The organism is Bradyrhizobium sp. 186 (genome assembly GCF_023101685.1).
In the GTDB taxonomy this organism is placed as follows: Bacteria; Pseudomonadota; Alphaproteobacteria; order Rhizobiales; family Xanthobacteraceae; genus Bradyrhizobium.
Window position 1 is genome coordinate 10,032,725 of record NZ_CP082164.1, and the last position, 25,892, is coordinate 10,058,616.

At 63.1% G+C, this 25,892-nt stretch carries 22 protein-coding genes and 1 pseudogene; 13 read left to right on the plus strand and 10 right to left on the minus strand.

Going from position 1 to position 25,892, the window contains the following annotated elements:
- Nucleotides 1-125: 125 nt before the first annotated feature.
- From IVB18_RS47980 to IVB18_RS47990, 3 genes are read right to left on the minus strand one after another with little or no spacing between them, the layout of a single operon-like run.
- Entirely contained in the window at nucleotides 126-503 is a 378-nt protein-coding gene (locus tag IVB18_RS47980) for a TadE/TadG family type IV pilus assembly protein (RefSeq protein ID WP_247987001.1), read from the minus strand.
- Nucleotides 500-1,000, minus strand: a complete 501-nt coding sequence (locus tag IVB18_RS47985) for a TadE/TadG family type IV pilus assembly protein (protein ID WP_247987002.1) — start codon at nucleotides 998-1,000, stop codon at nucleotides 500-502. Before IVB18_RS47985 ends, IVB18_RS47980 begins: the two co-directional genes overlap by 4 nt.
- Nucleotides 1,001-1,011: 11 nt before the next feature.
- Nucleotides 1,012-2,316 carry a TadE/TadG family type IV pilus assembly protein gene (locus IVB18_RS47990; RefSeq protein ID WP_247987003.1) on the minus strand — a complete coding sequence of 435 codons (1,305 nt, stop codon included), beginning with the start codon at nucleotides 2,314-2,316 and terminating at the stop codon, nucleotides 1,012-1,014.
- A 1,025-nt stretch (nucleotides 2,317-3,341) separates the two neighbouring features.
- On the opposite strand from IVB18_RS47990, the gene IVB18_RS47995 reads away from it, so the two are divergent.
- Complete coding sequence (locus tag IVB18_RS47995) at nucleotides 3,342-3,611, plus strand: phasin family protein (protein WP_247987004.1); 270 nt, start codon at nucleotides 3,342-3,344, stop codon at nucleotides 3,609-3,611.
- Nucleotides 3,612-3,779: 168 nt separating this feature from the next.
- On the opposite strand, the gene IVB18_RS48000 is transcribed toward IVB18_RS47995, so the two are convergent.
- Nucleotides 3,780-4,946 carry a site-specific integrase gene (locus IVB18_RS48000; RefSeq protein ID WP_247987005.1) on the minus strand — a complete coding sequence of 389 codons (1,167 nt, stop codon included), beginning with the start codon at nucleotides 4,944-4,946 and terminating at the stop codon, nucleotides 3,780-3,782.
- A gap of 114 nt (nucleotides 4,947-5,060) precedes the next feature.
- A complete protein-coding gene (gene secA / locus IVB18_RS48005) occupies nucleotides 5,061-7,901 on the minus strand; it encodes a preprotein translocase subunit SecA (RefSeq protein ID WP_247987006.1) in 2,841 nt (946 codons plus the stop codon).
- Nucleotides 7,902-8,252: 351 nt separating this feature from the next.
- Between secA and IVB18_RS48010 the strand changes: the two genes are divergently transcribed.
- The 3 genes from IVB18_RS48010 (at nucleotide 8,253) to mutT (ending at nucleotide 11,003) form a co-directional block, all read left to right on the plus strand.
- Nucleotides 8,253-9,188, plus strand: coding sequence for a peptidylprolyl isomerase (locus tag IVB18_RS48010; RefSeq protein WP_247987007.1), 936 nt, complete (start codon nucleotides 8,253-8,255; stop codon nucleotides 9,186-9,188).
- Nucleotides 9,189-9,345: 157 nt separating this feature from the next.
- On the plus strand, nucleotides 9,346-10,587 hold the full coding sequence (argJ, locus tag IVB18_RS48015; RefSeq protein ID WP_247987008.1) for a bifunctional glutamate N-acetyltransferase/amino-acid acetyltransferase ArgJ: 1,242 nt from the start codon (nucleotides 9,346-9,348) through the stop codon (nucleotides 10,585-10,587).
- Between the two features lie 5 nt (nucleotides 10,588-10,592).
- Entirely contained in the window at nucleotides 10,593-11,003 is a 411-nt protein-coding gene (gene mutT / locus IVB18_RS48020; protein WP_247987009.1) for an 8-oxo-dGTP diphosphatase MutT, read from the plus strand.
- A gap of 218 nt (nucleotides 11,004-11,221) precedes the next feature.
- Here the strand turns inward: mutT and IVB18_RS48025 are convergent, their stop codons facing one another.
- Nucleotides 11,222-12,070: a methyltransferase domain-containing protein gene (locus tag IVB18_RS48025; protein WP_247987010.1), complete on the minus strand. Its 849-nt coding sequence runs from the start codon at nucleotides 12,068-12,070 to the stop codon at nucleotides 11,222-11,224.
- A 146-nt stretch (nucleotides 12,071-12,216) separates the two neighbouring features.
- Between IVB18_RS48025 and IVB18_RS48030 the strand changes: the two are divergent.
- From IVB18_RS48030 to IVB18_RS48045, 4 genes and pseudogenes are all read left to right on the plus strand, one after another.
- A pseudogene (locus IVB18_RS48030) lies at nucleotides 12,217-13,013 on the plus strand (ComF family protein).
- A gap of 47 nt (nucleotides 13,014-13,060) precedes the next feature.
- On the plus strand, nucleotides 13,061-13,336 hold the full coding sequence (gene grxC / locus IVB18_RS48035; protein WP_247991908.1) for a glutaredoxin 3: 276 nt from the start codon (nucleotides 13,061-13,063) through the stop codon (nucleotides 13,334-13,336).
- Nucleotides 13,333-14,238 carry a carbon-nitrogen hydrolase family protein gene (locus IVB18_RS48040; protein ID WP_247987011.1) on the plus strand — a complete coding sequence of 302 codons (906 nt, stop codon included), beginning with the start codon at nucleotides 13,333-13,335 and terminating at the stop codon, nucleotides 14,236-14,238. The genes grxC and IVB18_RS48040 overlap by 4 nt, the downstream gene beginning before the upstream one ends.
- Entirely contained in the window at nucleotides 14,235-14,720 is a 486-nt protein-coding gene (locus IVB18_RS48045; protein WP_247987012.1) for a DUF1178 family protein, read from the plus strand. Before IVB18_RS48040 ends, IVB18_RS48045 begins: the two co-directional genes overlap by 4 nt.
- Nucleotides 14,721-14,842: 122 nt before the next feature.
- Here IVB18_RS48045 and IVB18_RS48050 read toward each other — a convergent pair whose 3' ends face one another.
- The 4 genes from IVB18_RS48050 to IVB18_RS48065 form a co-directional block, all read right to left on the minus strand.
- A complete protein-coding gene (locus IVB18_RS48050; protein WP_247987013.1) occupies nucleotides 14,843-15,742 on the minus strand; it encodes an EamA family transporter in 900 nt (299 codons plus the stop codon).
- Nucleotides 15,743-16,148: 406 nt separating this feature from the next.
- Nucleotides 16,149-17,189, minus strand: a complete 1,041-nt coding sequence (locus IVB18_RS48055; protein WP_247987014.1) for an IS110 family transposase — start codon at nucleotides 17,187-17,189, stop codon at nucleotides 16,149-16,151.
- A 214-nt stretch (nucleotides 17,190-17,403) separates the two neighbouring features.
- Entirely contained in the window at nucleotides 17,404-18,177 is a 774-nt protein-coding gene (ubiG, locus tag IVB18_RS48060) for a bifunctional 2-polyprenyl-6-hydroxyphenol methylase/3-demethylubiquinol 3-O-methyltransferase UbiG (protein ID WP_247987015.1), read from the minus strand.
- 14 nt (nucleotides 18,178-18,191) lie between these two features.
- Complete coding sequence (locus tag IVB18_RS48065) at nucleotides 18,192-18,659, minus strand: PH domain-containing protein (RefSeq protein WP_247987016.1); 468 nt, start codon at nucleotides 18,657-18,659, stop codon at nucleotides 18,192-18,194.
- 152 nt (nucleotides 18,660-18,811) lie between these two features.
- Here IVB18_RS48065 and IVB18_RS48070 point away from each other — a divergent pair, with 152 nt between their 5' ends.
- The 5 genes from IVB18_RS48070 to IVB18_RS48090 all read left to right on the plus strand — a co-directional run bounded on the left by IVB18_RS48070 (nucleotide 18,812) and on the right by IVB18_RS48090 (nucleotide 25,878).
- Complete coding sequence (locus tag IVB18_RS48070; protein WP_247987017.1) at nucleotides 18,812-20,068, plus strand: aspartate kinase; 1,257 nt, start codon at nucleotides 18,812-18,814, stop codon at nucleotides 20,066-20,068.
- A 278-nt stretch (nucleotides 20,069-20,346) separates the two neighbouring features.
- On the plus strand, nucleotides 20,347-22,614 hold the full coding sequence (gene ptsP, locus IVB18_RS48075) for a phosphoenolpyruvate--protein phosphotransferase (protein WP_247987018.1): 2,268 nt from the start codon (nucleotides 20,347-20,349) through the stop codon (nucleotides 22,612-22,614).
- Between the two features lie 58 nt (nucleotides 22,615-22,672).
- Nucleotides 22,673-23,758 (plus strand): peptide chain release factor 1, encoded by a 1,086-nt coding sequence (gene prfA / locus IVB18_RS48080; protein WP_247987019.1) that lies wholly within the window; start codon nucleotides 22,673-22,675, stop codon nucleotides 23,756-23,758.
- Nucleotides 23,759-23,765: 7 nt separating this feature from the next.
- On the plus strand, nucleotides 23,766-24,647 hold the full coding sequence (gene prmC, locus IVB18_RS48085; protein WP_247987020.1) for a peptide chain release factor N(5)-glutamine methyltransferase: 882 nt from the start codon (nucleotides 23,766-23,768) through the stop codon (nucleotides 24,645-24,647).
- A 463-nt stretch (nucleotides 24,648-25,110) separates the two neighbouring features.
- Nucleotides 25,111-25,878, plus strand: a complete 768-nt coding sequence (locus IVB18_RS48090) for a DUF4167 domain-containing protein (protein ID WP_247987021.1) — start codon at nucleotides 25,111-25,113, stop codon at nucleotides 25,876-25,878.
- Nucleotides 25,879-25,892 lie beyond the last annotated feature (14 nt).

The window sequence follows — 25,892 nt, forward strand, 5'->3', positions numbered from 1 at the left end:
TGCATTCCTTTGGCTCTGTGCGCACCGCTATGCGCTGCACCGAGGCTAGGGACAGCAGTATGATCAGACACAATTAGCGTGCTCTCCACGGAGCGTGAGTAGGCGCTAGCCGCGAAGGAAGATGTTCAACTCGGAAAGCACGCCTGTGCTGTCAAAACCAGCGGCGAGAGATTGAGCACTTGCGGAAACTGAAACGTATAACTTGCGCTGACCTGACTACCACAGGTTGGTGTAGCGTAGGTGAACGTCTGCGCTGGGAGCTCCAGGCCGAATGCCTGCCGGGCAGCATAGCTCGTGATTTCATTGCTGCCTGGGCAAAGCGTCGGATTGACGCTGGCGCAGCGTGCTGCCATTTCGGTCCCGTGTTGCAGACCGAGCTGGGTCCAGAACAGCAGTCCGAATTCGATGATGCCAAATATGAACAGGAAAAAGACTGGGGCGGTCAAGGCGAATTCGAGCGCCGACGCACCGCGCTCGTCCCGCCATAGCGCAGTGATTTTCACTGCAGCCTCGCAGTGGATTGAGCGTTGTAGGTATAGCTAGCAGCAACAATCTGATAGTTGATCAGGGTATAGTAGGTCGCCTGCGCCGACACCGTCGCATACGTGCCGGCCTGCGCACCGCCCGTGCAGACTGTTCCGCAACTAGCCGAGCTAACTCCCGTGCTCGTGGGGCAGCCACAAAATTGAACAGGGCTTGGAGACGCCGTGATGGCTGTGGAATTCGTAGCGCTCGTTACCGCGCTCGAAATGCCGCTCGTGTCAAAGCCGTGCACAATGGCGTACTGAGCTCCGGCTTGCGCGGCATTCTCCACTTGCATTTTGCGATAAACGGCGAGCCCAATATCACTTACCGAGACCACCATCAGCGATAGCAGCGGGATCATAAATGCGAACTCGATTGCAGCTACGCCGCTTTTATCGCGAACAGCGGCATGAACGAGGTCGCGGACCGCGCCAAATGATCGAACTTGGCTCTTACGAGGTAGATTTTGTCTCATTGAGCCCAACCTCATTCGATGAGCTGCGCGGTCTGGCCGCCGATCGTGGCGGTGCCGAGCGCAGAGCAGTTAACCTGAACGTTCGATGTGCCAGTGAATGTCAGGGTATCCGCGATGATCTTGGTGCAGGAGGTGCTCGTCCCATTACCGCCGCTGAAGCTCAGATTGGCCTTTGGCAGGTAGATGGCGCCGCCAAAGTTTTGCGTGCCACCACCGGTCAGATTGAAGGCAGTTCCCGCGGGCATCTTTCGGTCGCCATACATGACGATGCCCTTGGTGGATCCGGTGGTCGGGGCCGTCAAATCAATGATGGCATTGCTGCCAATGGAGGCTGTGCCCCAGTTGCTGCCCGACCCCGTAAAGACCAGAGTCACACCGGTGCCGGTGATCGTGGCGTTACCAGCCACGCTTAGATTAGCACCGTCGAGGTAGTAGATCCCCGGATCGAGGTTTAGAGTCGCACCTGCATTGACAGTAATGCTGCCGCTGTAGCAGCCAGGACTGAGAGAATTTGTCTTTCCATTGGAGTTGACCGTGATCTTGGCGTTGGTGCAACTCGGCTCCGCTGGGGGAGAGACATTTGCGTAGGGATCGGCCACCGCCCTCATGTGAGTTCGGACCCCATTGGTCGCGGTGATATTGCTGGCCCCGGAAACGTCACCCACCACGCCGACCTGGTTGGCAGCGACGGAGGCGCTACCGGCGACGTTGAGTGATGGGCTTGCGCTTGAGTTGCTGTAGAGATTGCATTTGATCAGATTGAGCTGGTTGCCTCCGCTCACGTTCACGGCTGGGTTGGCCGTCGAATTGAGCGCGAGCACGCAGCCTGTCCCGGAATTTGGCAGTGCTACAGCATGTGCGGTGATAAGTATCGGATCTGAGCCGAACAATGCTGATAGCAGTCGCGGTTGCAGCTGGTTGACGATGACTTCGACCGCTTGCGGATTTGAAGTATAATTGCCTGTCTTCGGCGGCTGGTTCACCGCAACAGTAACGTTGCTCACCGCATTCGCGTAGCCGTAGCTCGCCGTGACTGCGTTGGCTTCGGAGAGCAAATCAGTGCCGGCAGTTACAGCGGTTGCCGCACTCACCGCGCCTGAGTCCGCCGCACTCTGCATGTTCTTATGCTTATAGTACCACCAACCGACCTCGGTGCCGAGACCTGCTGTGCCAACCAGAACAGGCATCAACAGCGCAGACAGGATGACATAGCTGCCGGACTGGTCTCGTAAGAATCGCCGGAACAGGCCGCTCCGGTTTAGGCAGCACCGAGCACCCTCGCGGAAGGCGCGACTGCAGATCTTCCTAAAGGTCATATTCCTTCCTCACCGAAGACTTGCCACGTTTTCCCAAGAGTTAGCCTCAATCGGATAAAGGACGGCTAAATTGACACAGAAGATTTTAGCTAAGCGGAGAAACAGCGTGCCAGCCTCGACACTCTCGGCAAACAGAGACTGCTCGCTTAGACGGCTCGCTCGCGAAGATCTCGACCGCGTGCCGATCTTGCGGGCGAGCTCCAGATGTGGAGGCCATTCCACAGCCTACGACCGCATAGAATTTTCCGTAAGCGAGCTGTGTTGCCCTCTCAGACTCCGCAATGCAGAGGACTCGCCTGGTACCTTTGCGTGCTGGTCAAAGAAAAGCCCGCAACCGAGCGAGCTCAACAATATGTTCTGCGCTCAAGACTTCGGTCACCAGCGGAGGTTGACCCGTAGTCTGAATCTCATAAAGACTTTGTTGCGTTTTGGGTTTGGACAGAAATTCGTGAATGCATTCGTCCAATGTTCCGTTCCGTATCGTATAAGGACCGGCGTATATAGCTTTGGAATTCCTTTGCCCGTTCAAAGGGGGTATTTCCTCAGAATTGCCGGCGCACTGAAATTGATAGACGGTTCAGTCATGCAAGGCGCTCAAAGTTCAAACGTATCCGCTGTCGTGCCACGATTCGAATCCTAGCAGAATTGCAACGAGCGAAAGTGTGACGCTGATCCTAATCGGCTGACGTGTCCAACATGGCAATCCGCTCCGCACTTTTGTGGGGTGCTCAAAGCGATGCAGATCAGTCTCAGGCCTTATGGTTAACGCGAGTTTAAGGATCAATATCGGATGCAACGATGAGTCGCCCTACTCCGAAAGAAAACCTCGCGAGTCCCGAGATTTGGAGCTGAAGCCCTGCACAGGAGCATTTAATGAAAGCCCGGTAAAACTACGGTGAACCGATTGTCATTGCTGCAGTGCACCAACCATGCTTGCTTTTTAGGCAGTGAAACCTTTATACGGCGTCGAGATCAATTCGGTCGGAGATCGCCTCCGAGACTGATCGAGCAAAGGACCATTTAACATGACCGATTTTTCCAGCATTCAGCAGCATCTTACCGCTATTACAACCGCCCAGACCGATTTCGCGAAGTCGTCGTTCGAGGCCAGCAAGGCCTATTTCGAAAAGCTTGCAACCGTGAAGTCCCCCGACAAGTTCACGGAATTGACAGCCGAATACGCCAAGTCTGCACAAGAGACGTTCTTCGCCGAAGCGACCAAGATCGGCAACCTCTACAAGACCTTTGCGCAGGAAGCCTTCAAGCCGATCACTTCAAGCTTTCTGCCCAAGTGATCGCATAAAGCGGCTCTCACCAGCCTCGGCCGCTTTGTTTGAAAATGGCTGCTCGAATAAGCACAATGTCGCCGAGCCGAATATCTTGGCGGGCGGCATTGTGTATCAAAACTGGGCCCTCAAAATACCCAGCACTGTCATGTTAGCAAAGAGCATGCCACGTCCTAGCTAATCCCCGAGCCTGGTCGCAAACACAGCTGCCGTGGCCTGCTTGCCGTAGTACTCCTGAATGATCTCAACAGACGTACCCATGTTGCGAGCAACCTCGAAGACCCCAACTCCATTCCTCAGCGCATTGACTGCATAGAAGTGCCGCAAGCTGTAAATGGAATACTTCTCGCCGAATGTGCTCCGCTCTATCCTGGCCTCTTTCAGTGCGGCGTTCAGCTGGTCAATCAGGGTGGTGATTTTAGATCCGTCGTGCATAGCGAACAGAGGCCCTGCCGGATCTTCGCCCCGTCGCTTTGTCAAGAATCTGTCTAACCGCCTGACAGCGACCGATCTGACGATCGCATCCCGCTCTCCTGTTTTGCCTCTCACGACGAAACGGTAATTGTTGCGGCCCTTTTCGTCTTTGAATGGGTGAACGTCTCGAACCTTGAGCTTGTTCGCCTCTCCAGGTCGGAAACCGGTGCAAGCTACTACCAATACGTATATTTGCAGCAGCTCTCGGCTCTTCCTTGTTCGCACGTCACGAGCTGTCTTGATGCGCCTGCACATCGTCCGCCACAGCTGACGAAATTCCCATTGCTCAAATGCAGGCCGCACTCGCTTCTTTTTGGGCGTATACGTTGCGGTGATATTTGGCTTGCTGCCTCGCATCCCTTGCTCAGAAGCCCATTTCACAATGGCCTTGCCGAGCATCATGTCCCACTGAATTGTCTTGTCTGTTGGATGGCGCCTGGCGTTCTTTGGCAGCTTATCGAACGACGCATAATAGTCCCGGCGCCACGGAATGAATTCCCGCATCGCCTTGTCATCGATATCCTCGACGGCCAACTCGCCCACATAATCCCGCCAGAACTTCGAAACTCTCCTGATCTGCCTCAGCATCCCAGCTGAGGTTTTGCCGTGCGCATGATCCCGCTCACGGTAAGCAATGTAGTCGTCGATGACGGCTGCGAACAATTTGGATTTTGGCGGAAGGCCTTGCTCGGTCCTGTGTTCTAATTGGAACAGCAGCCTTCGACCGAGCTGTACAGCATTCTCCTCGACCGTCGTCTTCAACGACCGAGTTACATATTTCCCCGGTGAAAGCCGCAGGCGGGCGTAGTAGGTGCCTGCCCGACGAAAAACCGTAAGCTTGCCATCCTCAAGATAGCGAGCGCCGTCCATTCGTGGTGCCCCTGAAGTTCAGCAAGCACCACCAGGATCGAAATGCTTTCAAGGGTTAGACAAAATCGATCGAGCTTTGAACAGTCGAAGTATCTAACCCATTGAGATCATTGGCTAAGCGTACCGCCCGTGGCAGTGCTTGTACTTCTTGCCCGAGCCGCACGGGCAGTCCTCGTTGCGACCGATCTTGCCCCAGCTGGCGGGGTTCTTCGGATCGCGAAGGGCGGCGTCGGTGGCCTGCGCTCCGAGCGTGACGCTGGCGAGCGCCATCTCGTCCTCGCCGGTGTTCGGGTCGAACTTGTGCGCTTCCATCTGCGGCATGATGGGCGCTTCCTGCTCCGGCGGGACGATCTCGACCCGCATCAGCTGCGCGGTGACGGCCTCGCGCAGATGCGCGCTCATCTCCTGGAAGAGATTGAAAGCCTCGGTCTTGTACTCCTGCAACGGATCGCGCTGGCCGTAGCCGCGGAGGCCAATGACCTGGCGCAGATGGTCGAGCATGATCAAATGCTCGCGCCAGAGATGGTCGAGCGTCTGGAGCAGAATGGTCTTCTCGACGTAACGCATCACGTCGGGGCCCCATTGCCCCACCTTGGCGGCCATGTGCTCGTCGGCGCGGGTCTCGATGCGCGTGAGCAGCTCCTCGTCGGCGATGCCCTCTTCCTTGGCCCAATCCTCGACCGGCAGGTCGAGATCGAGCACGCGCTTCAATTCTTCCTTGAGGCCGGCTGTGTCCCACTGCTCGGCATAGGCATGCTGGGGCACGTGCTTGGCGACGAGGTCGTCGATGAAGGCGTGGCGCATGTCGGCGATGGTCTCGGCGACGCTCTCGTCCTTCATCAGCTCGACGCGCTGGTCGAAGATCACCTTGCGCTGGTCGTTCTGGACGTTGTCGAACTTGAGCAGGTTCTTGCGGATGTCGAAGTTGCGGGCTTCGACCTTCTGCTGCGCCTTCTCCAGCGCCTTGTTGATCCAGGGATGGATGATCGCCTCGCCCTCTTGCAGGCCGAGACGCTGAAGCATGCTGTCGAGGCGATCCGAGCCGAAGATGCGCATCAGATCGTCTTCCAGCGACAGGAAGAACTTTGAGCGGCCGGGGTCGCCCTGGCGGCCGGAACGGCCGCGGAGCTGGTTGTCGATGCGGCGGGATTCGTGCCGCTCGGAGCCCATGATGTAGAGGCCTCCGGGCTTCGTCACGGTCCTGGCGGGCTTCGCACCCTTCGCCGGCTCGATCTCGACGATCTCTTCCGCCTTCAGCACGATGTCGCGGAAGCGCTCGACGTCGGCCTTGATCTGCTCGATCTTCTTGGCCTTCTCCGCCTCGTCCTCGATGCCCGCGGTCTCCTGCTGGAGACGCATATCGAGCGAGCCGCCGAGCTTGATGTCGGTGCCGCGGCCGGCCATGTTGGTCGCGATCGTGATCGCGCCGGGCACGCCGGCTTCGGCGACGATATAGGCTTCCTGCTCATGGAAGCGCGCATTCAGCACCGCGAACAGCTTGGCCGGCTTGCCGGCGCGGGCCGCGGCATAGAGCTTGTCGAGCGCGTTCTCCTTGCCGAAATCGATCTGCTTGTAGCCGTTCGATTTAAGGAATTCGGCCAGCACTTCCGACTTCTCGATCGACGCCGTGCCGACGAGCACCGGCTGGAGCCGCGAATTGGCACGCTCGATCTCGGCGAGGATGGCCGAGTATTTTTCCTTGTGGGTGCGATAGACCTCGTCGTCCTCGTCCAGGCGGCCTACCGGCACGTTGGTCGGGATCTCCACGACTTCGAGCTTGTAGATGTCAAAGAGTTCGTCGGCTTCGGTCAACGCCGTGCCGGTCATGCCGGAGAGCTTTTCATACATCCGGAAATAGTTCTGGAAGGTGATCGAGGCCAGCGTCTGGTTTTCCGGCTGAACCTGCACATGCTCCTTGGCTTCCAGCGCCTGATGCAGGCCTTCGGAATAGCGGCGGCCCTGCATCATGCGTCCGGTGAACTCGTCGATGATCACGACCTCGTCGTCGCGGACGATGTAGTCCTTGTCGCGGGTGAACAGCGTGTGGGCGCGCAGTGCCTGGTTGATGTGGTGCACGACGGAGACGTTCTCGACGTCGTAGAGCGATTCGCCCTTGAGCTGGCCGGCGTCGCGCAGCAGCGTCTCGATCTTCTCCATGCCGGCTTCGGTCAGCGTCACCGTGCGCTGCTTCTCGTCGACCTCATAGTCGGTCTTGTCGAGCTTGGGCAGGAAGCCGTCGATGGTGTTGTAGAAGTCCGAACGGTCGTCGAGCGGGCCGGAGATGATCAGCGGCGTACGCGCTTCGTCGATCAGGATGGAGTCGACCTCGTCGACGATCGCGTAGAAGTGCGGCCGCTGGACCATGTCCTCGAGCCGGTACTTCATGTTGTCGCGCAGATAGTCGAAACCGTATTCGTTGTTGGTGCCGTAGGTGATGTCGCAGGCATAGGCCGCCTTGCGCTCGGCATCGTCGAGGCCGTGGACGATCACGCCCGTCGTCATGCCGAGGAAGCTGTAAATCTGGCCCATCCAGCCGGAGTCGCGGCGGGCGAGGTAGTCGTTGACGGTGACGACGTGGATGCCCTTGCCGGCGAGCGCGTTGAGATAGACCGCGAGCGTTGCAACCAGCGTCTTGCCTTCGCCGGTCTTCATCTCGGCGATGTCGCCCTCGTGCAGCACCATGCCGCCGATCAGCTGGACGTCGAAATGGCGCTGGCCGAGCGTGCGCTTGGCGGCCTCGCGCACGGTGGCGAAGGCCGGCACCAGCAGGTCGTCCAGCGTCTTGCCTTCGGCGAGCTCTTTCTTGAAGTCGGCTGTGCGGGCCTTGAGCGCCTCGTCCGAGAGTTTTGACACCTCGGGCTCCAGCGCGTTGATCGCGCTGACGCGGGACTGATATCCCTTCACCCGCCGGTCGTTGGCGGAGCCGAAAAACTTGCGGGCGAGCGCGCCGATCATGCCTAGTTCCTGTGTTCGCGATTAACCGCGTTGCAGCCAAGAGGTTGTCACCCGCTTGCCTATCAACTCACCGTGACGCCTCGTGGAGCCAGCAGCCCGGCCTGCGGGGGTCATCCGCCCTATGGGTGGGAATTGAGCAAGTCTGGGTTCAACGGCCAAAACCGCAGCAAAATAAACGCCATCGCCATGGACGCGACCGGGCAGAGATATGGCCCGGTCAGGGCCTTGTCAACGGCGGCAATCTTGCGGCCAATTCATCATTTTGACAGACTTTTCGCGTTGCCAAGGCCCCTTGATTGGGCGAGTGTCCGCCCCGCTCGAGCAGCCCCTGCTTCAACATAAGGATTTTCCATGACCACCTCGTTCCCGGTAACGAAAACCGGCCTGCGCTTCGGCCTCGCCACCGCCCTCGTGGGCTGCCTTGCGCTGGCGCTGATCGCGGGTCCCGGCCGGGCTGCCGATGATCCGGTTTTGGCAAAGGTCAATGGCTCGGAAATCAAGAAGAGCGACGTCGCCATGGCCGAAGAGGAACTCGGGCCGAGCCTTGCGCAGATGGATCCGGCGACCAAGGACGAGAACGTGCTGTCCTTCCTGATCGACATGAAGATCGTCGCCAAGGCCGCCGAGGACAAGAAGGTCGGCGACACCGAGGAATTCAAGAAGCGCGCGGCGTTCGCCCGCAACCGCCTCCTGATGGATGGCCTGCTCGCCCAGGAAGGCAAGGCCGCGACCACCGACGACGCCATGAAGAAGGTCTACGAGGAGGCCTCCAAGCAGATCACCGGCGAGCAGGAAGTGCACGCCCGCCACATCCTGGTCGAGACCGAGGACGAGGCCAAGGCGGTGAAGGCCGAGCTCGACAAGGGCGCCGATTTCGCCGAGCTCGCCAAGAAGAAGTCCAAGGATCCGGGCTCCGCCGACGGCGGCGACCTCGGCTTCTTCACCAAGGAGCAGATGGTGCCGGAATTCTCGGCGGTGGCCTTCGTGCTCGAGCCGGGCAAGATCTCGGACCCCGTGAAGTCGCAGTTCGGCTGGCACATCATCAAGGTCGAGGAGAAGCGCAGCCGCAAGGCGCCGGACTTCGGCCAGGTCAAGGCCCAGATCGAGACCTACGTCACCCGCAAGGCCCAGGCCGACTTCGTCGCCAAGCTCCGCGCCGAGGCCAAGGTCGAGCGACTGGACCAGCCGGCGGATGCGGCGAAAACCGACGCCAAGCCGGCCGATGCGGCCAAGCCGTCCGATGCGAAGCCGTCCGACAGCAAGATGGCGCCGCCGGCGAAGAAGTAAATCGACTTCGCTCTCGGACTTCAGTAGTTTGACGTCATGCCCGGGCTCGTCCCGGGCATCCACGTCTTAAGACCCTCATCAACATGTGCTGAAGGACGTGGATGGCCGGGACAAGCCCGGCCATGACGGATTCCATTTGTCCATAAGGCGCCCCGCGATGTCTTCCACCGTCTCCCCGCTCGCTCCCAAAACTGTTCCCGACATGCCCGCGATCGCGGGCGTCAGGCTCGCGACGGCCGAGGCCGGCATCCGCTACAAGAACCGCACCGATGTGCTGCTGGCGGTGATGGACAAGGGCACCGCGGTCGCGGGCGTCTTCACCAAGTCGAAATGCCCGTCCGCGCCGGTCGAATGGTGCCGCGCCAAACTGAAGGGCGGCAAGGCGCAAGCGCTGGTGGTCAATTCCGGCAACGCCAATGCCTTCACCGGCAAGACCGGCCGTGGGTCCACCGCGCTGACCGCGAAGATCGCGGCCAAGGCCGTCGGCTGCAGCGAGAGCGAGATCTTCCTCGCCTCGACCGGCGTGATCGGCGAGCCGCTGGATGCGACCAAGTTCGACGGCGTGCTCGGACGCCTCGCCGAGAGCGCGGAGCCCGCGAGCTGGCTCGACGCGGCCAAGGCGATCATGACCACCGACACCTTCCCGAAGGTTGCGACCGCGACCGTGAAGCTCGGCAAGGCCAAGGTCACCATCAACGGCATGGCCAAGGGCGCCGGTATGATCGCGCCGGACATGGCGACGATGCTGTCGTTCGTCTTCACCGACGCGCCGATCGCGCCCGCCGCGTTGCAAGCGCTGCTCAAGAGCGGCGTCGAGGATACGTTCAACGCGGTGACGATCGACGGCGACACTTCCACCTCGGACACGCTGCTCGCCTTCGCGACGGGAGCTGCGGCTGCGCAAGGCGCGCCGAAGATCAGCCGCGCCAGCGACCCGCGCCTGAAGGCTTTCGTCAAGGCGTTCCACCGTGTGCTCGCCAACCTCGCCGAGCAGGTGGCACGCGACGGCGAAGGCGCGCGCAAGCTGGTCGAGATCACCGTGGAAGGCGCGACGACGAAGGCGTCGGCGCGCAAGATCGCGATGTCGATTGCGAACTCGCCGCTGGTCAAGACCGCGATCGCCGGCGAGGACGCCAATTGGGGCCGCGTGGTGATGGCGGTCGGCAAGGCCGGCGAGCCCGCGAACCGCGACAAGCTCTCGATCTCCTTCAACGGCATCCGCGTCGCCAAGAGCGGCGCGCGCGATCCTGATTACGACGAGGCGCAGGTGTCGGAGGCGATGAAGGCGCCGGAGATCGCAATCAAGGTTTCGCTCGGCCTCGGTAAGGGCCGCGACCGCGTGCTGACTTGCGATCTCACCAAGGAATATGTCGCGATCAACGGGGATTACCGGTCGTAAACCTCATGACCGATCTCAAGCTCACACTGGTGGTGGCCTGCGCGCTGATCGACGCCGACAAGCGCGTCCTGATCGCGCAGCGCCCCGCAGGCAAGACGCTGGCCGGCCTGTGGGAATTTCCCGGCGGCAAGCTCGAGCCCGGCGAGCGGCCGGAGCAGAGCCTGATCCGCGAGCTGCACGAGGAGCTCGGCATCACCGTAGCCGAGCCGTGCCTGGCTCCGCTGACATTCGCAAGCTACGCCTACGAAACCTTCCACCTGCTGATGCCGCTCTACATCTGCCGGCGCTGGGAAGGACAGGTGGAGGCGCGCGAAGGCCAGACTCTCGCCTGGGTCCGCGCCAACAAGCTGCGCGACTACCCGATGCCGCCGGCGGACATTCCGCTGATCCCGCATTTGATTGATTTATTGATGTGAGTTGAAGCGCTGGTCGCGCTTCAATCTCCATCGTCGTCCCGGACAAGCGCGCCCAAAGCGCGCGCAGATCCGGGACCCATAACCACAGGGTCACATTGTAGAGGAAGTGTTCACTCCGAGTCGTGGCAACATCTGCTTCCTGTGGTTATGGGTGCCGGCCTTCGCCGGGACGACATCGAATTCTTGGACGACGATCTCGGCCAAGACGGTGAGGCAGCCTACGTCTCCCCCGCCTTCTTCACCGCCTCCGCCAGGCTCGCCTTGGCCGAGCCTGGCTTCAACGGTTGCTGCTGGCTCGCATGCGGGGCCCAGCCGGAGAGCCAGATGATGTCGAACGTCGCGCGGATACGGCCGTCGGAATCGGCAAAACGCTCGGCATAGATCTCAGCCACGCGCAGCAGCGTCGCGCGCCGGCTCGGTGTGCGCCGCCGCTCGATCAGCACATTGGCCGCGCCCATGCGCCGGAGATCCTGCATCAGTGCGAACGCATTGGCGTAGCGCACCACGACGCGGTCGACGTCGGTGACCGGCAGTGCAAAGCCCGCCCGCTGCAACAGCGCCCCGACGTCGCGCAAGTCAGCGAAGGGCGCTACGCGCGGTGACACGCCGCCCTCGCATTCAGCTTCCGCGGCGGCAAAGGCCTGACGCAGCTCCGTCAGGCTGTCGCCGCCGATCATCGCCGCCAGCAACAACCCGTCCGGCCTCAGCGCGCGGCGGATCTGCGCGAACACGCCCGGCAGGTCGTTGACGAATTGCAACGCCAGCGCCGAGACGACGAGATCGAGACTTTCGGGGGCGAAGGGGAGCTTCTCCTCGCCCGTTTCGCCAAGCGCAATCCGCTGAAGCGACGGCAGCCGTGCACGCAACCCCACGAGACCCTCGCCGGGTGTCCAGAGATCGGCCGCCGCGCCAAACTCCCGCATCACCGCAGCCAACCGGTCGGACATGTCCTCGGCGACCCGATCGAGCAGGAAGCTCACCGCACCTTGCGCCTGTGCGCGGCGCTGCCGCGCATGCAGCAATGCACGATCGAACAGGGCGGGCGGATTCTGCGGGTCTTGGGCCATGGCGCTGGTTACGCCGATCTCGACGGTTCTGGCAATCTCCTCCCTGGTGTCCCGGACGCGCTGCAGCGCTCTTGCGCCGCTGCGCAAAGCCGGGGCACGAAACCAAGCAGCTTGAGCGGATTATCGGGTAGCGCTAGCCTTGCTTCATGGAAGCTGACGCCGCCCCCTCCCGCTCCGTCGCCGCGCCCCTGCGTGCCGCGTGGGCGGCCGGGCGCCACGTGCTGGCCCGCGCGGCAAGGCTCGCGCTCGACATTGCGCTGCCGACGCTTTGCGTGGCCTGTCGCGAGCCGGTTGACGGTGAAGGCGTGTGCGCGGACTGTTGGGCAAAACTGTCGTTCATTGAACGGCCCTATTGCCCGCGGCTCGGCATCCCCTTCGTCTACGATCCCGGCCCCGACATGCTGTCGATGGAGGCGATTGCGAGCCCACCGGCCTACCAGCGGGCGCGCGCGGCCGTGCGTTATGACGACGTCGCGCGCACGCTCGTGCATGCACTGAAATACCAGGATCGCACCGATTTGGCCCCCGCCATGGGCCGCTGGATGGCGCGCGCGGGAGGCGAGCTGCTCGCGGGCGCGGACATGCTGATTCCCGTTCCCCTGCATTGGCGGCGGGCCTGGCGCCGCCGCTACAACCAGTCCGGGGCGCTGGCGCGCGTGATCGAGCGGCAGAACGGGATCAAGGTGAGGGGCGAGGTGCTGCGCCGGATACGCGCCACCGAGCAGCAGATCGGCCTGTCGCGGGCCCAGCGCGCCACCAATGTGCAGGGCGCATTCCAGGTATCCCCCGACCGTCAGGCCGAGGTTCAGGGCCGCCGAATCGTCCTGATCGACGACGTCCTGACTTCAGGCGCGACACTGGATGCCTGCGCGCGGCACTACTCCGCGCCAAGGCGGCCCAGGTCGACGTGCTGGTCTTCGCCCGGGTTGTCGAGAGCCGGTGAAGTCCCATATAATTCAATGAATTCGTGACATGAAAGCGCTGGACGCCATGACTGCTGCTATCGAGATCTACACGAGGCCTGGCTGTGGCTATTGTTCCGCCGCCAGGTCGCTGCTGACCCGCAAGACGGCGACCTTCGCGGAATTCGATATCGCCAAGAACCCGTCCTGGCGCGAAGAGATGTACGACCGCGCCGGCGACGGCGCGACCTTCCCGCAGATCTGGATCGGCGGAACCCATGTCGGCGGTTGCGACGACCTCTACGCACTCGACCGCGAAGGCAAGCTCGACGCGATGCTCGAGAGCGTGAAGGCGGTTTCATGACCCAGGATCAAACGAAAGACCATCAAGCCAAGGATCGTACCTTCACCGCTGCCATGGTGCAGATGCGCACCGGCCTGATGCCGGGGCCGAGCCTCGAGCAGGCGACCAGGCTGATCCGTCAGGCCGCGGCGAACGGCGCCGACTACGTGCAAACGCCGGAAGTCAGCAACATGATGCAGCTCAACCGCAAGGCGCTGTTCGAGCAGCTCCGGAGCGAAGAGGACGATGCGTCGCTGAAGGCCTACCGCGCGCTCGCGGCGGAGCTGAAGATCCACATCCATGTCGGTTCGCTGGCGCTGCGCTTCTCCGATGAGAAAGCGGTGAACCGCTCCTTCCTGATCGGGCCCGAGGGCAATGTGCTCGCGAGCTACGACAAGATCCACATGTTCGACATCGAGCTGCCGGACGGCGAGAGCTATCGGGAATCCGCCAACTACCAGCCGGGCGAGACGGCCGTGATCTCCGATCTGCCCTGGGGCCGGGTCGGGCTGACGATCTGCTACGACGTGCGTTTCCCGGCGCTCTACCGCGCGCTGGCCGAGAGCGGCGCCTCCTTCATCACCGTGCCGTCGGCCTTCACGCGCAAGACGGGCGAGGCGCATTGGCACGTGCTGCTGCGTTCGCGCGCTATCGAGACCGGCTGCTTCATCTTTGCCGCCGCGCAGGCCGGCCTGCACGAGAACAAGCGCGAAACCTTCGGCCACTCGCTGATCATCGATCCCTGGGGCGAGATCCTTGCCGAGGGCGACGTCGAGCCGGGCATCATCATGGCCAAGATCGACCCGGCCAAGGTGGAGACGGCGCGCCGGGCGATCCCGTCGCTCCAGCACGGCCGCCGTTTCGGTGTCGCCGATCCCAAGGCGGGGCCGGACCATCTGCACCTGGTGCGGGGATCGGCATGATCCGCTACGCGCTCCACTGCGACCGGGGCCACGAATTCGAAAGCTGGTTCCAGAGCTCGTCCGCGTATGATTCGCAGGTCAAGCGCAAGCTCGTGACCTGCCCGGCGTGCGGTTCGGCCAAGGTCGACAAGGCGATCATGGCCCCGCGCATCGTCGGCAAGAAGGGCCGTGGACCCGCGACGCCGCCGCTGGAGCCCGCCACCACGACGACCGCGCCTGAGGCTGCGCAATCCGGACCGACCTCGCTGATGATGGCGCAGGAGAAGGAGCTGCGCACCAAGCTCAAAGAGCTGCGCGATCACATCGTGAAGAACGCCGACAATGTCGGCGAGCGATTCGCCAACGAAGCCCGCGCGATGCATTACGGCGACAAGGAGCACCGTCCGATCTACGGCGAGGCCTCGCCGGACGAGGCAAAATCGCTGATCGACGAAGGTATCGAGGTTTCACCGCTGCCGACGCTGCCGGAAGACCGGAACTGAGGCTTTCGCCTTCTTCGTCATGGCCGGGCTTGACCCGGCCATCCACGCCTTCCCTTCCCATAGACACGAAGAACGTGGATGCCCGGGACGAGCCCGGGCATGACGCCGGCTGAGTGATTTAGTTACACCCCCACCAGCACAGCCACGCCGACCACGATCAGCACGATGCCAAAAATCTCGCGCGGCGCGATCGGCTGCTTGAACGAGTAATACGCCACGCCTTGCGCGAACAGCACCTCGATCAAAGCGAGCGTGCGGACGTTGGCGGCCGCCGTCAGTGCGAATGCCAGGAACCAGAACTGCGACGAGAAGGCGCCCATGAAGCCGGCGAACAGCGACGGCTTCCATAGGCCAAGGATCGCTTGCAGGACCTTCGGCGCGCGCCAGAGCAGGTAGATGGTCAGAATCAGCGTCTGCACGAACAGGCCCAGCACCAGCGTGAACGACGCTGCCGTCACGAAGGACACGTCGGGCACGGTGATGATGGCGCCGCGGAAGCCGACCGCTGAAAGCGCGAACGCCGCCGCCGCGACGAGCCCGGTGATGGTTGGCTTCAATTCGGCAAAGCTCTTCTCGCCGCCGGGTCGGAGCGCCGTGATGACCACGCCGACGGTTGCGATCACGATCGCGAGCACCTTGAGCCAGGTCAGGTGATCACCGAGGAAGACGAAGCCGAAGATCGCGGTCTGGATCGCCTCTGTCTTGAGGTAGGCCGTCGTCACCACGAAAGAGCGGTCGTTCATCGCGAGCAGCATCAAGCCGGTGCCGACGATCTGGCTGAGCGCGCCGAGCAGCAGCCATGGCCAAAACGCCGACGGCGGCATGCTGAGATGATCGCCGGAGGCGATCAGCACCGCGGCCAAAAACAGCACCGAGAACGGAAAGCCGAACAGGAAACGGATATTAGTCGCGCCCCAGGTCCCCAACGGTTTCGTCAGCGATCGCTGCATCGCATTGCGCGCGACCTGCCCGGACGCGGCGATGATTGTGAAGGGAATCCAGAGGCTGGTGACGGTGAGCATGGGCGGTGGGGGTGGGAGAGGAAGTTGCGGCCAACGTGCCGCTAGCGCTCAAGCAGGTCAATCACGCCCACGTCATAGGAGCGATGCTCTCGCAAGAAACACCGCCGTCGTCCCGGCCTAGTGCGCAATTGCGCACGGGGGCCGGGACCCATATGTGGACGGCCCCCGTGGCACAAGAGCTTTTTGAGAGATCGGATCGCTTGCATCCATATGTCCGGCCTGTTGAGTGCGATGGATTAGATCGCTGGCCAAGATGGTTTGCGCGATGCGGGTTCCAAACAACCTGGCGACCTGCTGGCGGCCAATGGGTCCCACGGATTGTCTCGCATCGTTGCTCGATCGATCGCTCCATCTGCTCCTGCAGCTCCGGTCGGCCGGCGAGCGAGCCCGCCGGTCGGCCAATCTGTTAGGCGGCCCCTGCCGCAGCGGCATTCAACCGCGCCGCATCGTAACTCTCTCCCGTCACCATCAGCTTCCAGGCGATGCGGGCCACCTTGTTGGCGAGCGCCACGGCCGCAAGCTTCGGCGGCTTGCGCGCAATCAGCGCCAGCAGCCAACGTGAGTGTTGGCCGCGGCCTCGTCGGGCCTGCTGGATCACGGCCGTGGCCCCGATCACGAGCAGCCGCCTCAGATCCTCGTCGCCCGCCCGGGTGATCTTGCCAAGCCTGGTCTTGCCGGCGGTGGAGTGGTCCTTGGGCGTCAATCCCACCCAGGCCGCAAAGTGACGACCGGAGCGGAACGCCCGCGGATCCGGCGTCTTCATCACCAGCGCGGTGGCAACGATCGGACCGACCGAGGGGATCTGCGCCAAACGCCGGCCCATGGCATCGCCACGGTGCCAGGCCATCAGCCTGGCTTCGATCGCCTCCAGCTCGCTCTCGAGCTTGGCGCATTCGCGGCCCAGCACGACAAACAGCTCGCGCGCCAGGACGGGAAGCGTCTCGTCCTGCGCAATCTGCGCCAGCAACGGCTCGATCTTGTCCAGCCCCTTGGGCGCAATCAGGCCAAACTCCGCCGCATGGCCGCGGATCGTATTGGTCAACTGAGTGCGCCGGGCGATCAGCCCGTCGCGGATGCCCGTCAGCATCAATGCGGCCTGCTGCTCGGCGCTCTTCACCGGCACGAACCGCATGGTCGGTCGGCTCATCGCCTCGCAAAGCCCTTCCGCGTCCCGCCCGTCGTTCTTGTTCCGCGACACGTAGGGCTTCACCAGTTGCGGCGCCATCAGCTTCACCTCGTGGCCGAGCTTGCGAAGCTCTCGCGCCCAATATTGCGAAGCCCCGCAGGCCTCCATCCCGATCACGGTCGGTGGCAACTTGGCGAAGAACTCCGCCACCTGCTTGCGCGACAGCTTCTTGCGCAAGACCGGCTGCTCCGCCGCATCAACCCCATGCAGCACGAAAATATACTTCGACGTATCCATCCCAATACGGATAATCTGGTTCACGGGCGGCTCCTGCGAATGAGTTTCTGACAACCTCATTCTGGCACACTGATGCCGTAGGGGGCCGTCCACACCATCAGCCACAGGATTTGGTTTGGCGAAGATTCGTGGTTGCCAGCCTCGCACCACAACTTCTCCCTGGGGGTATGGGTCCCGGCCTTCGCCGGGACGACACCGATTTTGTGGATGCAGCTCGGCCTTTACAGGCAGCCCGCCCTCACACCATCCCTTCCGCCACGACCATGTAGTTCACGTCCATGTCGGAGGAGAGGGTCCATTTGTCGGCGAAGGGGCTGTAGACGACGCCGGTCTGCTCGGTGATGACGAGGCGGTTGTCGAGCAGATATTTCGTCAGCTCGTCCGGGGTGACGAACTTGTTCCATTCGTGGGTGCCGCGCGGCAGCCAGCGCATGACGTATTCGGCGCCGACGATGGCGAGCGCAAAACTCTTCCAGTTCCTGTTCAGCGTCGAGACCACCATCAGGCCGTTCGGCTTCAGCATCGCCGCGCAGCGCTTCAGGAACATGCCGACATCGGTGACGTGCTCGACCACCTCCATCGCCAGCACGATGTCGAAGCGCTCGCGCGGGTCGACTTCCTCCACCGTGGTGCAGCGATAGTCGATTGCAAGGTGACCCTTGGCGGCATGCAGCTTGGCGGCAGCGATGTTGCTCTGCGACGGATCCACGCCGATGACCTGCGCGCCCAGCCGCGACAGCGGCTCGCACAACAGGCCGGCGCCGCAGCCGATGTCGAGCACGCGCAGGCCGCCGAGGCAGTTGAGGCTGCGCACATTGCGTTCGAACTTGCGGCAGGCGGCGTCGCGAATATAGCCGAGCCGCAGCGGATTGATCCGGTGCAGCGGCGCCATCTTGCCCTTGGGGTCCCACCACTCCGCCGAGAGCTTTGAGAACTTTGCGATCTCGGCGGCGTCGACGGTCGAGCCCGGCGGGGTGCTTGCGGTTGCGGAAGTATTTTGCTGCATGCTCATGGTTACGCGCCGTCCTACCGCGTGGTGATCGAACTGCGGAAGGCGAGCGGCGAGGCGATGGTCCGGATGGTTTCGCGACCTTCACCGACGCCGTTGATGGTCACGTCGCCATAGTTGAGAATACGTCCAAGAATCGTCTGATTCACATCGACGCTCTCGACCTTGTCCAGCGCCATCTCGAAGGTGCGGCGCTTGATGAACCCGGTCTTGTGCACGACCCGCAAATTGGTGACGTCGGTCTCGGTGGTGAAGCGATGGAACCAGCCCTTCACGGTCCAGTACAGCGCCGCCAGAGCCACCAGGCCAGAGGCGACGAGACAGAGCAGGATGAGCCCTTCGACGGTGGTTTGCCGGGACAGGACGAACAGGACCAGGGCCACGATCCAGGCCACAATGGCCGGAAAATAGAAGATCCAGTGCGCATTGGTCGAATACAGCACCTTCTCGCCGGGCTGGAGAATCTCGTCGATATAGCGCGCCATGATCTCGGTTAACCCATACCCCCGCGCCTGCCCTCGCAGGAACCCGCTTGCCCCCGGCCCCGCCGCTATGTATACGCGCGGTCGGTATCCGCCGGGCACTCGTCCAGCGCGGGTCACCATACTTATCCTTATGAGGGAATGCACGCGTCGTCATGAGCCGCCTCGTGATGAAATTCGGCGGCACATCCGTCGCCAACATCGAACGTATCCGCAACGTCGCACGCCATGTGAAGCGTGAGGTCGACGCCGGCCACGAAGTGGCCGTGGTCGTCTCCGCGATGTCCGGCAAGACCAACGAGCTGGTAGCCTGGTGCACCGAGGCCTCGCCGATGCACGACGCGCGCGAATACGATGCCGTGGTCGCCTCGGGCGAACAGGTCACCTCGGGCCTGCTCGCCATCGCGCTCCAGGGCATGGGCATCCAGGCCCGCTCCTGGCAGGGCTGGCAGATCGCGATCAAGACCAGCGACGCCCATGCCTCGGCTCGGATCGAGGACATCGACGGCACCGAGATCATCAACCGCTTCAAGGAGCGGAAGGAGGTCGCGGTCATCGCCGGCTTCCAGGGCATCAACCCCCAGACCAACCGCATCACCACGCTCGGCCGCGGCGGCTCCGACACCTCGGCGGTCGCGATCGCCGCCGCCGTCAAGGCGGACCGCTGCGACATCTATACCGACGTCGATGGGGTCTACACCACAGATCCGCGAATCGTGCCGAAGGCGCGCCGGCTCGACAAGATCGCGTTCGAAGACATGCTGGAACTGGCTTCCCAGGGAGCAAAAGTGCTCCAGGTCCGCTCGGTGGAACTCGGCATGGTCTACAACATGCCGATCTTCGTCCGCTCGAGCTTCGACAAGCCCGAGGATATCGACCCGCATGCCAACCAGCCGCCCGGTACGCTGATCTGCAGCGAGGAGGAGATCATGGAAAACCACGTCGTCACCGGCATCGCCTTTTCGAAGGACGAGGCCCAGATCTCGGTGCGCCAGATCGAGGACAAGCCCGGTGTGGCGGCGTCGATCTTCGGCCCGCTCGCGGAGGCCAATATCAACGTCGACATGATCGTCCAGAACGTCTCCGAGGACGGAAAGACCACCGATCTCACCTTCACGGTGCCGGCCGCGGACTACACCCGGGCCAAGGAGACGATCACCGCGGCCAAGGACAAGATCGGTTATGCCCGACTCGACACCGCCACCGACGTCGCCAAGATTTCGGTGATCGGCAGCGGCATGCGCAGCCATGCCGGCGTCGCCGCCCAGGCATTTTCGGCCCTCGCCGGACGGAATATCAACATCCGGGCCATTACAACCTCCGAGATCAAATTCTCGGTTCTGATCGACACCGCCTATACCGAGCTTGCGGTGCGCACCCTGCACACGCTCTACGGCCTCGATCAGACTTAGACGAATTTTCTCTTAGCGGTCGCAGCAAACGCGAGGGTGTACACACCTTCGCGTCTGGCAGGCGTTTTGCTTGGCAAAACAAGCCCCAATTCGCTATACGGCGAGAGGGTGGGCTGCCACAAACTGTGCCCCAGTTGAGGCGGTGCTGATTCGGCTCAAGCGATGGCTCTAGCGATCGCCTGGGTGGGCGCCGGATAAGCAATTTGTTGTTTTTCTGGATTTTCGGGCGAGCCGCCGGAGCCCCTTCGGGTCCGGCTGACGGAGGAGATTGACGGCACATGCGGAGCGCGTCGGGAGGTCCCCGCGTCTTGTTGAGACGGCTCCGCGAAACCATGGCGGAGCAGGTCTCGGCCCAGGAGCGGCTGGACAAGATCGTGGTACTAATCGCTGCCAACATGGTGGCCGAGGTGTGCTCGGTCTATGTGCTGCGCATCGACAACACGCTCGAGCTCTACGCCACCGAAGGCCTCAAGCGCGAGGCGGTGCACCACACCGTGCTGAGCGCCCATGAGGGCCTGGTCGGCCTCGTCGCGAGCGAGGCGACGCCGCTCAATCTGAGCGATGCGCAGAGCCACCCGGCGTTCTCGTTCCGCCCCGAGACCGGCGAAGAGATCTATCACTCCTTCCTCGGCGTGCCGATCCTACGCGCCGGCAATACGCTCGGCGTGCTGGTGGTGCAGAACCGCGCCAAGCGCACCTATGTCGAGGAGGAGCTCGAGGCGCTGCAAACCACCGCCATGGTGCTGGCGGAGCTGATCGCTTCCGGCGAGTTGTCCGCGCTCGCCCAGCCGGGCCAGGAGCCGGCCGCGCGGCATTCCATGCAGAAGGTCGGCGCGATCCTGTCCGAGGGCATCGCGCTCGGCCATGTCGTGCTGCACGAGCCGCGCGTCGTCATCAAGGACTACATCGCCGAGGATCTGCCGAAGGAGATCAAGCGGCTCGACACCGCGCTCGCCAAGCTGCGCTCCGACCTCGACCGCATGCTGGAGCGCGGCGACGTCGCCGAAGGCGGCGAGCATCGCGACGTGCTGGAAGCCTACCGCATGTTCGCCAACGACCAGGGCTGGTCGCACAAGCTGCACGAGGCGGTCGCCACCGGTCTCACGGCGGAAGCCGCCGTCGAGCGCGTGCAGTCCGACACCCGCGCGCGCATGCTGCGCTCGACCGATCCCTATTTGCGCGACCGGCTGCACGACCTCGAAGATCTCGGCTACCGCCTGATGCGGCAGCTGGTCGGCCAGGACCATGCGCCCTCGCGCGAGCAACTGCCCGACAACGCCATCGTCATCGCACGCGCGATGGGACCGGCGGCGCTGCTCGACTACGACCGCAAGCGCCTGCGCGGCATCATATTGGAGGAAGGCACCGCCAATTCCCACGTCTCGATCGTGGCGCGCGCGCTCGGCATTCCCGCGGTCGGCGAGGTGCCGAATGCGCCGGGAATCGCCGATCCCGGCGACGCCGTCATCGTCGACGGCACCTCCGGCTCGATCTATGTACGTCCCTCGCAGGAGATCGAGGCGGCCTTTGCCGAGCGCGTGCGCTTCCGCGCCCGGCGCCAGGCGCAGTACCTGGCGCTGCGCGACCGGCCCTGCGTCACCAGGGACGGCGAGAAGATCGAGCTGCTGATCAACGCCGGTCTCGCCATCGACCTGCCGCATATCGAGGACACCGGCAGCGCCGGCATCGGCCTGTTCCGCACCGAGCTGCAATTCATGGTCGGCCAGAGCCTGCCGCGCACCAGCGACCAGCTCGCGCTTTATCGCGCCGTGCTGGATGCGGCGGGCACGAAGCCCGTCACCTTCCGCACGCTCGACATCGGCGGCGACAAGGCGCTGCCCTATATGGAGACGGTGATCGAAGAAAATCCCGCGCTCGGCTGGCGCGCGATCCGGCTCGGGCTCGACCGCCCCGGCCTGCTGCGCGGCCAGATCCGCGCGCTGCTGCGCGCCGGCGGCGGCCGTGCATTGCGCGTGATGTTCCCGATGATCTCGGAGGTCGCCGAATTCGACTCGGCGAAGGCGCTGGTCGAGCGCGAGCTCACTTACTTGCGCCAGCACGGCCACACCCTGCCGGAACGGATCGACATCGGAACCATGGTCGAGGTGCCGGCGCTGCTCTATCAGCTCGACGAGCTCCTGAAGAAGGTCGACTTCATCTCGGTCGGCTCCAACGATTTGTTCCAGTTCCTGTTCGCGGTCGACCGCGGCAATGCCAAGGTCTCCGAGCGCTTCGACACCATGTCGGCGCCGATCCTGCGCGCGCTCCGCGACATTGCCCGCAAGTCCCATGCGGCGAAGAAGTCGCTCTCGCTCTGCGGCGAGATGGCGTCGAAGCCGATCGGCGCGCTGGCGCTGATCGCGATGGGCTATCGCTCGCTGTCGCTGTCGGCGACCGCGCTCGGTCCGGTCAAGGCGATGGTCATCGACCTCGACGCAAAAAAAGCCGAAGCGATGCTCGGTCCGTTGCTGGATGCGCCGGCCGGCAGCGTCTCGATCCGGCAGAAGCTGACGGAATTTGCCAAAGCCGAAGGCCTGGCATTGTAGCGAGCCTATCCGCTGGCCTTCGCCGCCTCGCCTCCTTCCGCCATTTGAGACCATACCGATGTCGTCACTCCCCGAAGCCAAACTGGACGTTCTGCTCGCGCATCACGCTTCGCTCGAGGCCGAATCGCTCGGCCAGCTCGCCTCCGAGCGCTATGTCCAGATCACGCGCGAGCTCGCGGAGATCGGTCCGCTGATCGAGGCGGTCAAGGCCTATCGTTCCGCCGTCAAGGAGCTTGTCGACACCGAGGCGCTGATCGCCGACGCCGCGACGGACGCCGAGATGCGCGGCATGGCGGAATCCGAACGCGATGAACTCAATTCGAAGATCGCAGAGCTCGTCCAGAAGATCCGCGTCGCGCTGCTGCCCAAGGACGCCATGGACGACCGCAATGTCGTGCTTGAAATCCGCGCCGGCACCGGCGGCGACGAGGCCTCGCTGTTCGCCGGCGATTTGTTCCGGATGTACGAGCGCTTCGCGAGCCTTCAGGGCTGGAAGGTCGAGGTGATCTCGGCCAGCGAAGGCACCGTCGGCGGCTACAAGGAAATCATCGCCGAGGTGCAGGGCCGCGGCGCGTTCTCGAAGCTGAAGTTCGAATCCGGCGTGCACCGGGTGCAGCGCGTGCCCGACACCGAGACGCAAGGCCGCATCCACACCTCCGCCGCGACGGTGGCCGTGCTGCCCGAGGTCGAGGATGTCGACGTCGACATCAAGAGCGACGACCTGCGGATCGAGACCATGCGCGCGCAAGGCGCCGGCGGACAGCACGTCAACAAGACGGAATCGGCGATCCGCATCACCCACATCCCGACCGGCATCGTGGTGATGATGCAGGACAGCCGTTCGCAGCACAAGAACCGCGCGTCCGCCATGAACATCCTGCGCTCGCGCATTTACGACGCCGAGCAGCAACGCGTCGATGCCGTCCGCTCGGCCGAGCGCAAGGAGAAGGTCGGCTCCGGCGATCGCAGCGAGCGCATCCGCACCTATAACTTCCCGCAAGGACGCGTCACCGACCATCGCATCAATTTGACGCTCTACAAGCTGCCACAGGTGATTGCCGGAGAAGCAATCGGCGAGCTGATCGATGCGCTGACCACGGAGCACCAGGCTGCGCAGCTCGCAGCCCAGGGTGCGGCGGCGTGACCGGCGCGTGAGCAATCCCTTCACCGGACTATCCGTCGAGAGCGCGCGGCGCGCGCTGGCCGCGCAACTGAGATCGGCGCAGCTCGACGAAGCCGAGCTCGATGCCCGTATCCTGCTCGGCGCGGCACTCGGCCTCGATCTCACAGGCCTGATCACGCAGGCCGCCCGCCGCCTCACCGAGGCCGAGGCGTTGCAACTCGCGCGCCATGCGCAGCGGCGGATCGCGGGCGAACCGGTGGCGCGAATTCTCGGTGTCGGGGAATTTTGGGGCCTGCCATTTCGCCTGTCGGAAGCAACGCTGGTCCCGCGTCCCGACACCGAAACGGTGGTCGAGCTCGCGCTCGAAATTTTCCGCGAGCGGCACGCCTCCCATCAGATACGCATCGCCGACATCGGCACCGGATCCGGCGCGATCCTGCTCGCGCTGCTGCACGAAATTCCCGATGCCTTCGGCGTCGGCACCGATCTCAGCCTGACCGCGCTCAACACTGCGCGGGGCAATGCCGCAGCTCTTGGCCTTGGCGGCCGCTCCGTCTTCGTCGCCTGCTCCTATGCGGTGGCGCTCCGCGGTCCGTTCGATCTCATCGTGTCGAATCCGCCCTATATTCCCTCCGCGGAAATCCCGAAACTGAGCATCGAAGTCCGCGATCACGACCCGCATCTCGCACTCGACGGCGGCAATGACGGTTACGACGCCTATCGCGCCTTGATCCCGCAGGCGGCCGAACGTCTGGCCCCGGGCGGGGCGCTGATCGTCGAGGCCGGGCAGGGCCAGGCTAGAAATATTGAAACCTTGATGGCGGCCACCGCGTTAGTGATGGACAGGCCGCCCAAGGCCGATCTGACGGGCATTCCGAGGGCCGTTTCGGCCCGAAAAATGCCTCCATAAAAGCTGGATTGGGCTGCAAAAAACCTCTTGGAATATCCCGTGGGAACGACTACGTTCCGGTCAACAGATCGGTGCCGGCCCCGTAGACCCTACGGGCAAAAGCCGGGCTCTCGGGCGAGAGCTTTACTGATAAAGGTTCCAAGCCGCAGGTCCTGTTAAGCGCGATGGCCGTTGGAGCTGCGCTGCTTTCCGACCGCAAAGTGAACGAAAGCCTGATATTGCGCTTGAAAACTTACGCAACACAGCTGGGCTTGTTTCGGCAGGCGAAATGAATGGGTTCGCTGGCGATCAATGCTGGCGGGTGGGGAACGCGTCTTTGTTGAACGCGACGGTCGACGGACATCGGCAGGGTTCAATCCGCTCTTGCGCACAACGCGCGCGAGACGTGTGAAGCGCTGTCATTGGGTCACTCTCAGCAATCAGTAATGCGTGCAACCTTTAGGGCTGGAATTAAAGGCAGGACATGAGAAACGGTCAGAACAAGCAGCGGATGCGCAACCGCAACAATAACAATAACAATAACAACAACCGGCGCGGCCAGAACCCGATGACCCGGGTTTACGAATCGAACGGACCCGACATCAAGATTCGCGGCACGGCCTCGCACGTCGCCGAAAAATATCTTCAGCTTGCGCGCGACGCGCGCTCCTCGGGCGACCCGGTCGCCGCCGAGAACTACTACCAGCACGCCGAGCACTATTTCCGCCTGATCGCGACGGCCCAGGAGCAGTTCCGCCAGAACCAGCAGCCGCGCGGCGACGAGCCCAGCAGCAGCAGCAGCAGCAGCGACGACGGCGAGGACGACGGTGAGAATTTCTCGAACTTCGGCCAGGAGCCGGGCTTCGTTCCGCAGCCGCAGCAGCCGCCTTTCGTGCGCGACGGCCAGCGCGATCATCACCAGCGTGATCATCAGCCGCGCGACAATCAGCCCTACCAGCGCGACAATCAGCAGCCGCGCGAGCAGCGCGAGCGCGACCATCGTCCGCAGCCGCAGTATCAGCCGCAACCGCAACCGCAGAACCAGCCGCAGCCTGTTGTGGTCGCCGAGCCCGGCAATGTCGATCGCCTGCCATCCTTCATCACCGGCGCGCAGCCGCAGGTGAGCGGTGGTGAGGGCGGCGGTAGCGGCGAGCGTTTTCCGCGGCGGCGCCGGCGGCCGCATAGCGGCCCGCGTCCCGAGCGCGAGGCAGCTCCGGCCGCCTCGAGCGACGATCTCGCCTCCGGCGAGTAAGCCGTAACGCTTCT

Bases quoted from the DNA above. Each gene is read 5' to 3' on its own strand.
- IVB18_RS48050 (WP_247987013.1), bottom strand. From the start codon at position 15,742: ATGCTCACCGTCACCAGCCTCTGGATTCCCTTCACAATCATCGCCGCG.
- IVB18_RS48000 (WP_247987005.1), bottom strand. From the start codon at position 4,946: ATGGACGGCGCTCGCTATCTTGAGGATGGCAAGCTTACGGTTTTTCGT.
- IVB18_RS48090 (WP_247987021.1), top strand. From the start codon at position 25,111: ATGAGAAACGGTCAGAACAAGCAGCGGATGCGCAACCGCAACAATAAC.
- IVB18_RS47995 (WP_247987004.1), top strand. From the start codon at position 3,342: ATGACCGATTTTTCCAGCATTCAGCAGCATCTTACCGCTATTACAACC.
- IVB18_RS48045 (WP_247987012.1), top strand. From the start codon at position 14,235: ATGATCCGCTACGCGCTCCACTGCGACCGGGGCCACGAATTCGAAAGC.
- IVB18_RS48025 (WP_247987010.1), bottom strand. From the start codon at position 12,070: ATGGCCCAAGACCCGCAGAATCCGCCCGCCCTGTTCGATCGTGCATTG.
- prfA (WP_247987019.1), top strand. From the start codon at position 22,673: ATGTCGTCACTCCCCGAAGCCAAACTGGACGTTCTGCTCGCGCATCAC.
- IVB18_RS48010 (WP_247987007.1), top strand. From the start codon at position 8,253: ATGACCACCTCGTTCCCGGTAACGAAAACCGGCCTGCGCTTCGGCCTC.
- IVB18_RS47985 (WP_247987002.1), bottom strand. From the start codon at position 1,000: ATGAGACAAAATCTACCTCGTAAGAGCCAAGTTCGATCATTTGGCGCG.
- IVB18_RS47990 (WP_247987003.1), bottom strand. From the start codon at position 2,316: ATGACCTTTAGGAAGATCTGCAGTCGCGCCTTCCGCGAGGGTGCTCGG.
- IVB18_RS48040 (WP_247987011.1), top strand. From the start codon at position 13,333: ATGACCCAGGATCAAACGAAAGACCATCAAGCCAAGGATCGTACCTTC.
- argJ (WP_247987008.1), top strand. From the start codon at position 9,346: ATGTCTTCCACCGTCTCCCCGCTCGCTCCCAAAACTGTTCCCGACATG.
- IVB18_RS48070 (WP_247987017.1), top strand. From the start codon at position 18,812: ATGAGCCGCCTCGTGATGAAATTCGGCGGCACATCCGTCGCCAACATC.
- secA (WP_247987006.1), bottom strand. From the start codon at position 7,901: ATGATCGGCGCGCTCGCCCGCAAGTTTTTCGGCTCCGCCAACGACCGG.
- ubiG (WP_247987015.1), bottom strand. From the start codon at position 18,177: ATGAGCATGCAGCAAAATACTTCCGCAACCGCAAGCACCCCGCCGGGC.
- ptsP (WP_247987018.1), top strand. From the start codon at position 20,347: ATGCGGAGCGCGTCGGGAGGTCCCCGCGTCTTGTTGAGACGGCTCCGC.
- grxC (WP_247991908.1), top strand. From the start codon at position 13,061: ATGACTGCTGCTATCGAGATCTACACGAGGCCTGGCTGTGGCTATTGT.
- mutT (WP_247987009.1), top strand. From the start codon at position 10,593: ATGACCGATCTCAAGCTCACACTGGTGGTGGCCTGCGCGCTGATCGAC.
- IVB18_RS48065 (WP_247987016.1), bottom strand. From the start codon at position 18,659: ATGGCGCGCTATATCGACGAGATTCTCCAGCCCGGCGAGAAGGTGCTG.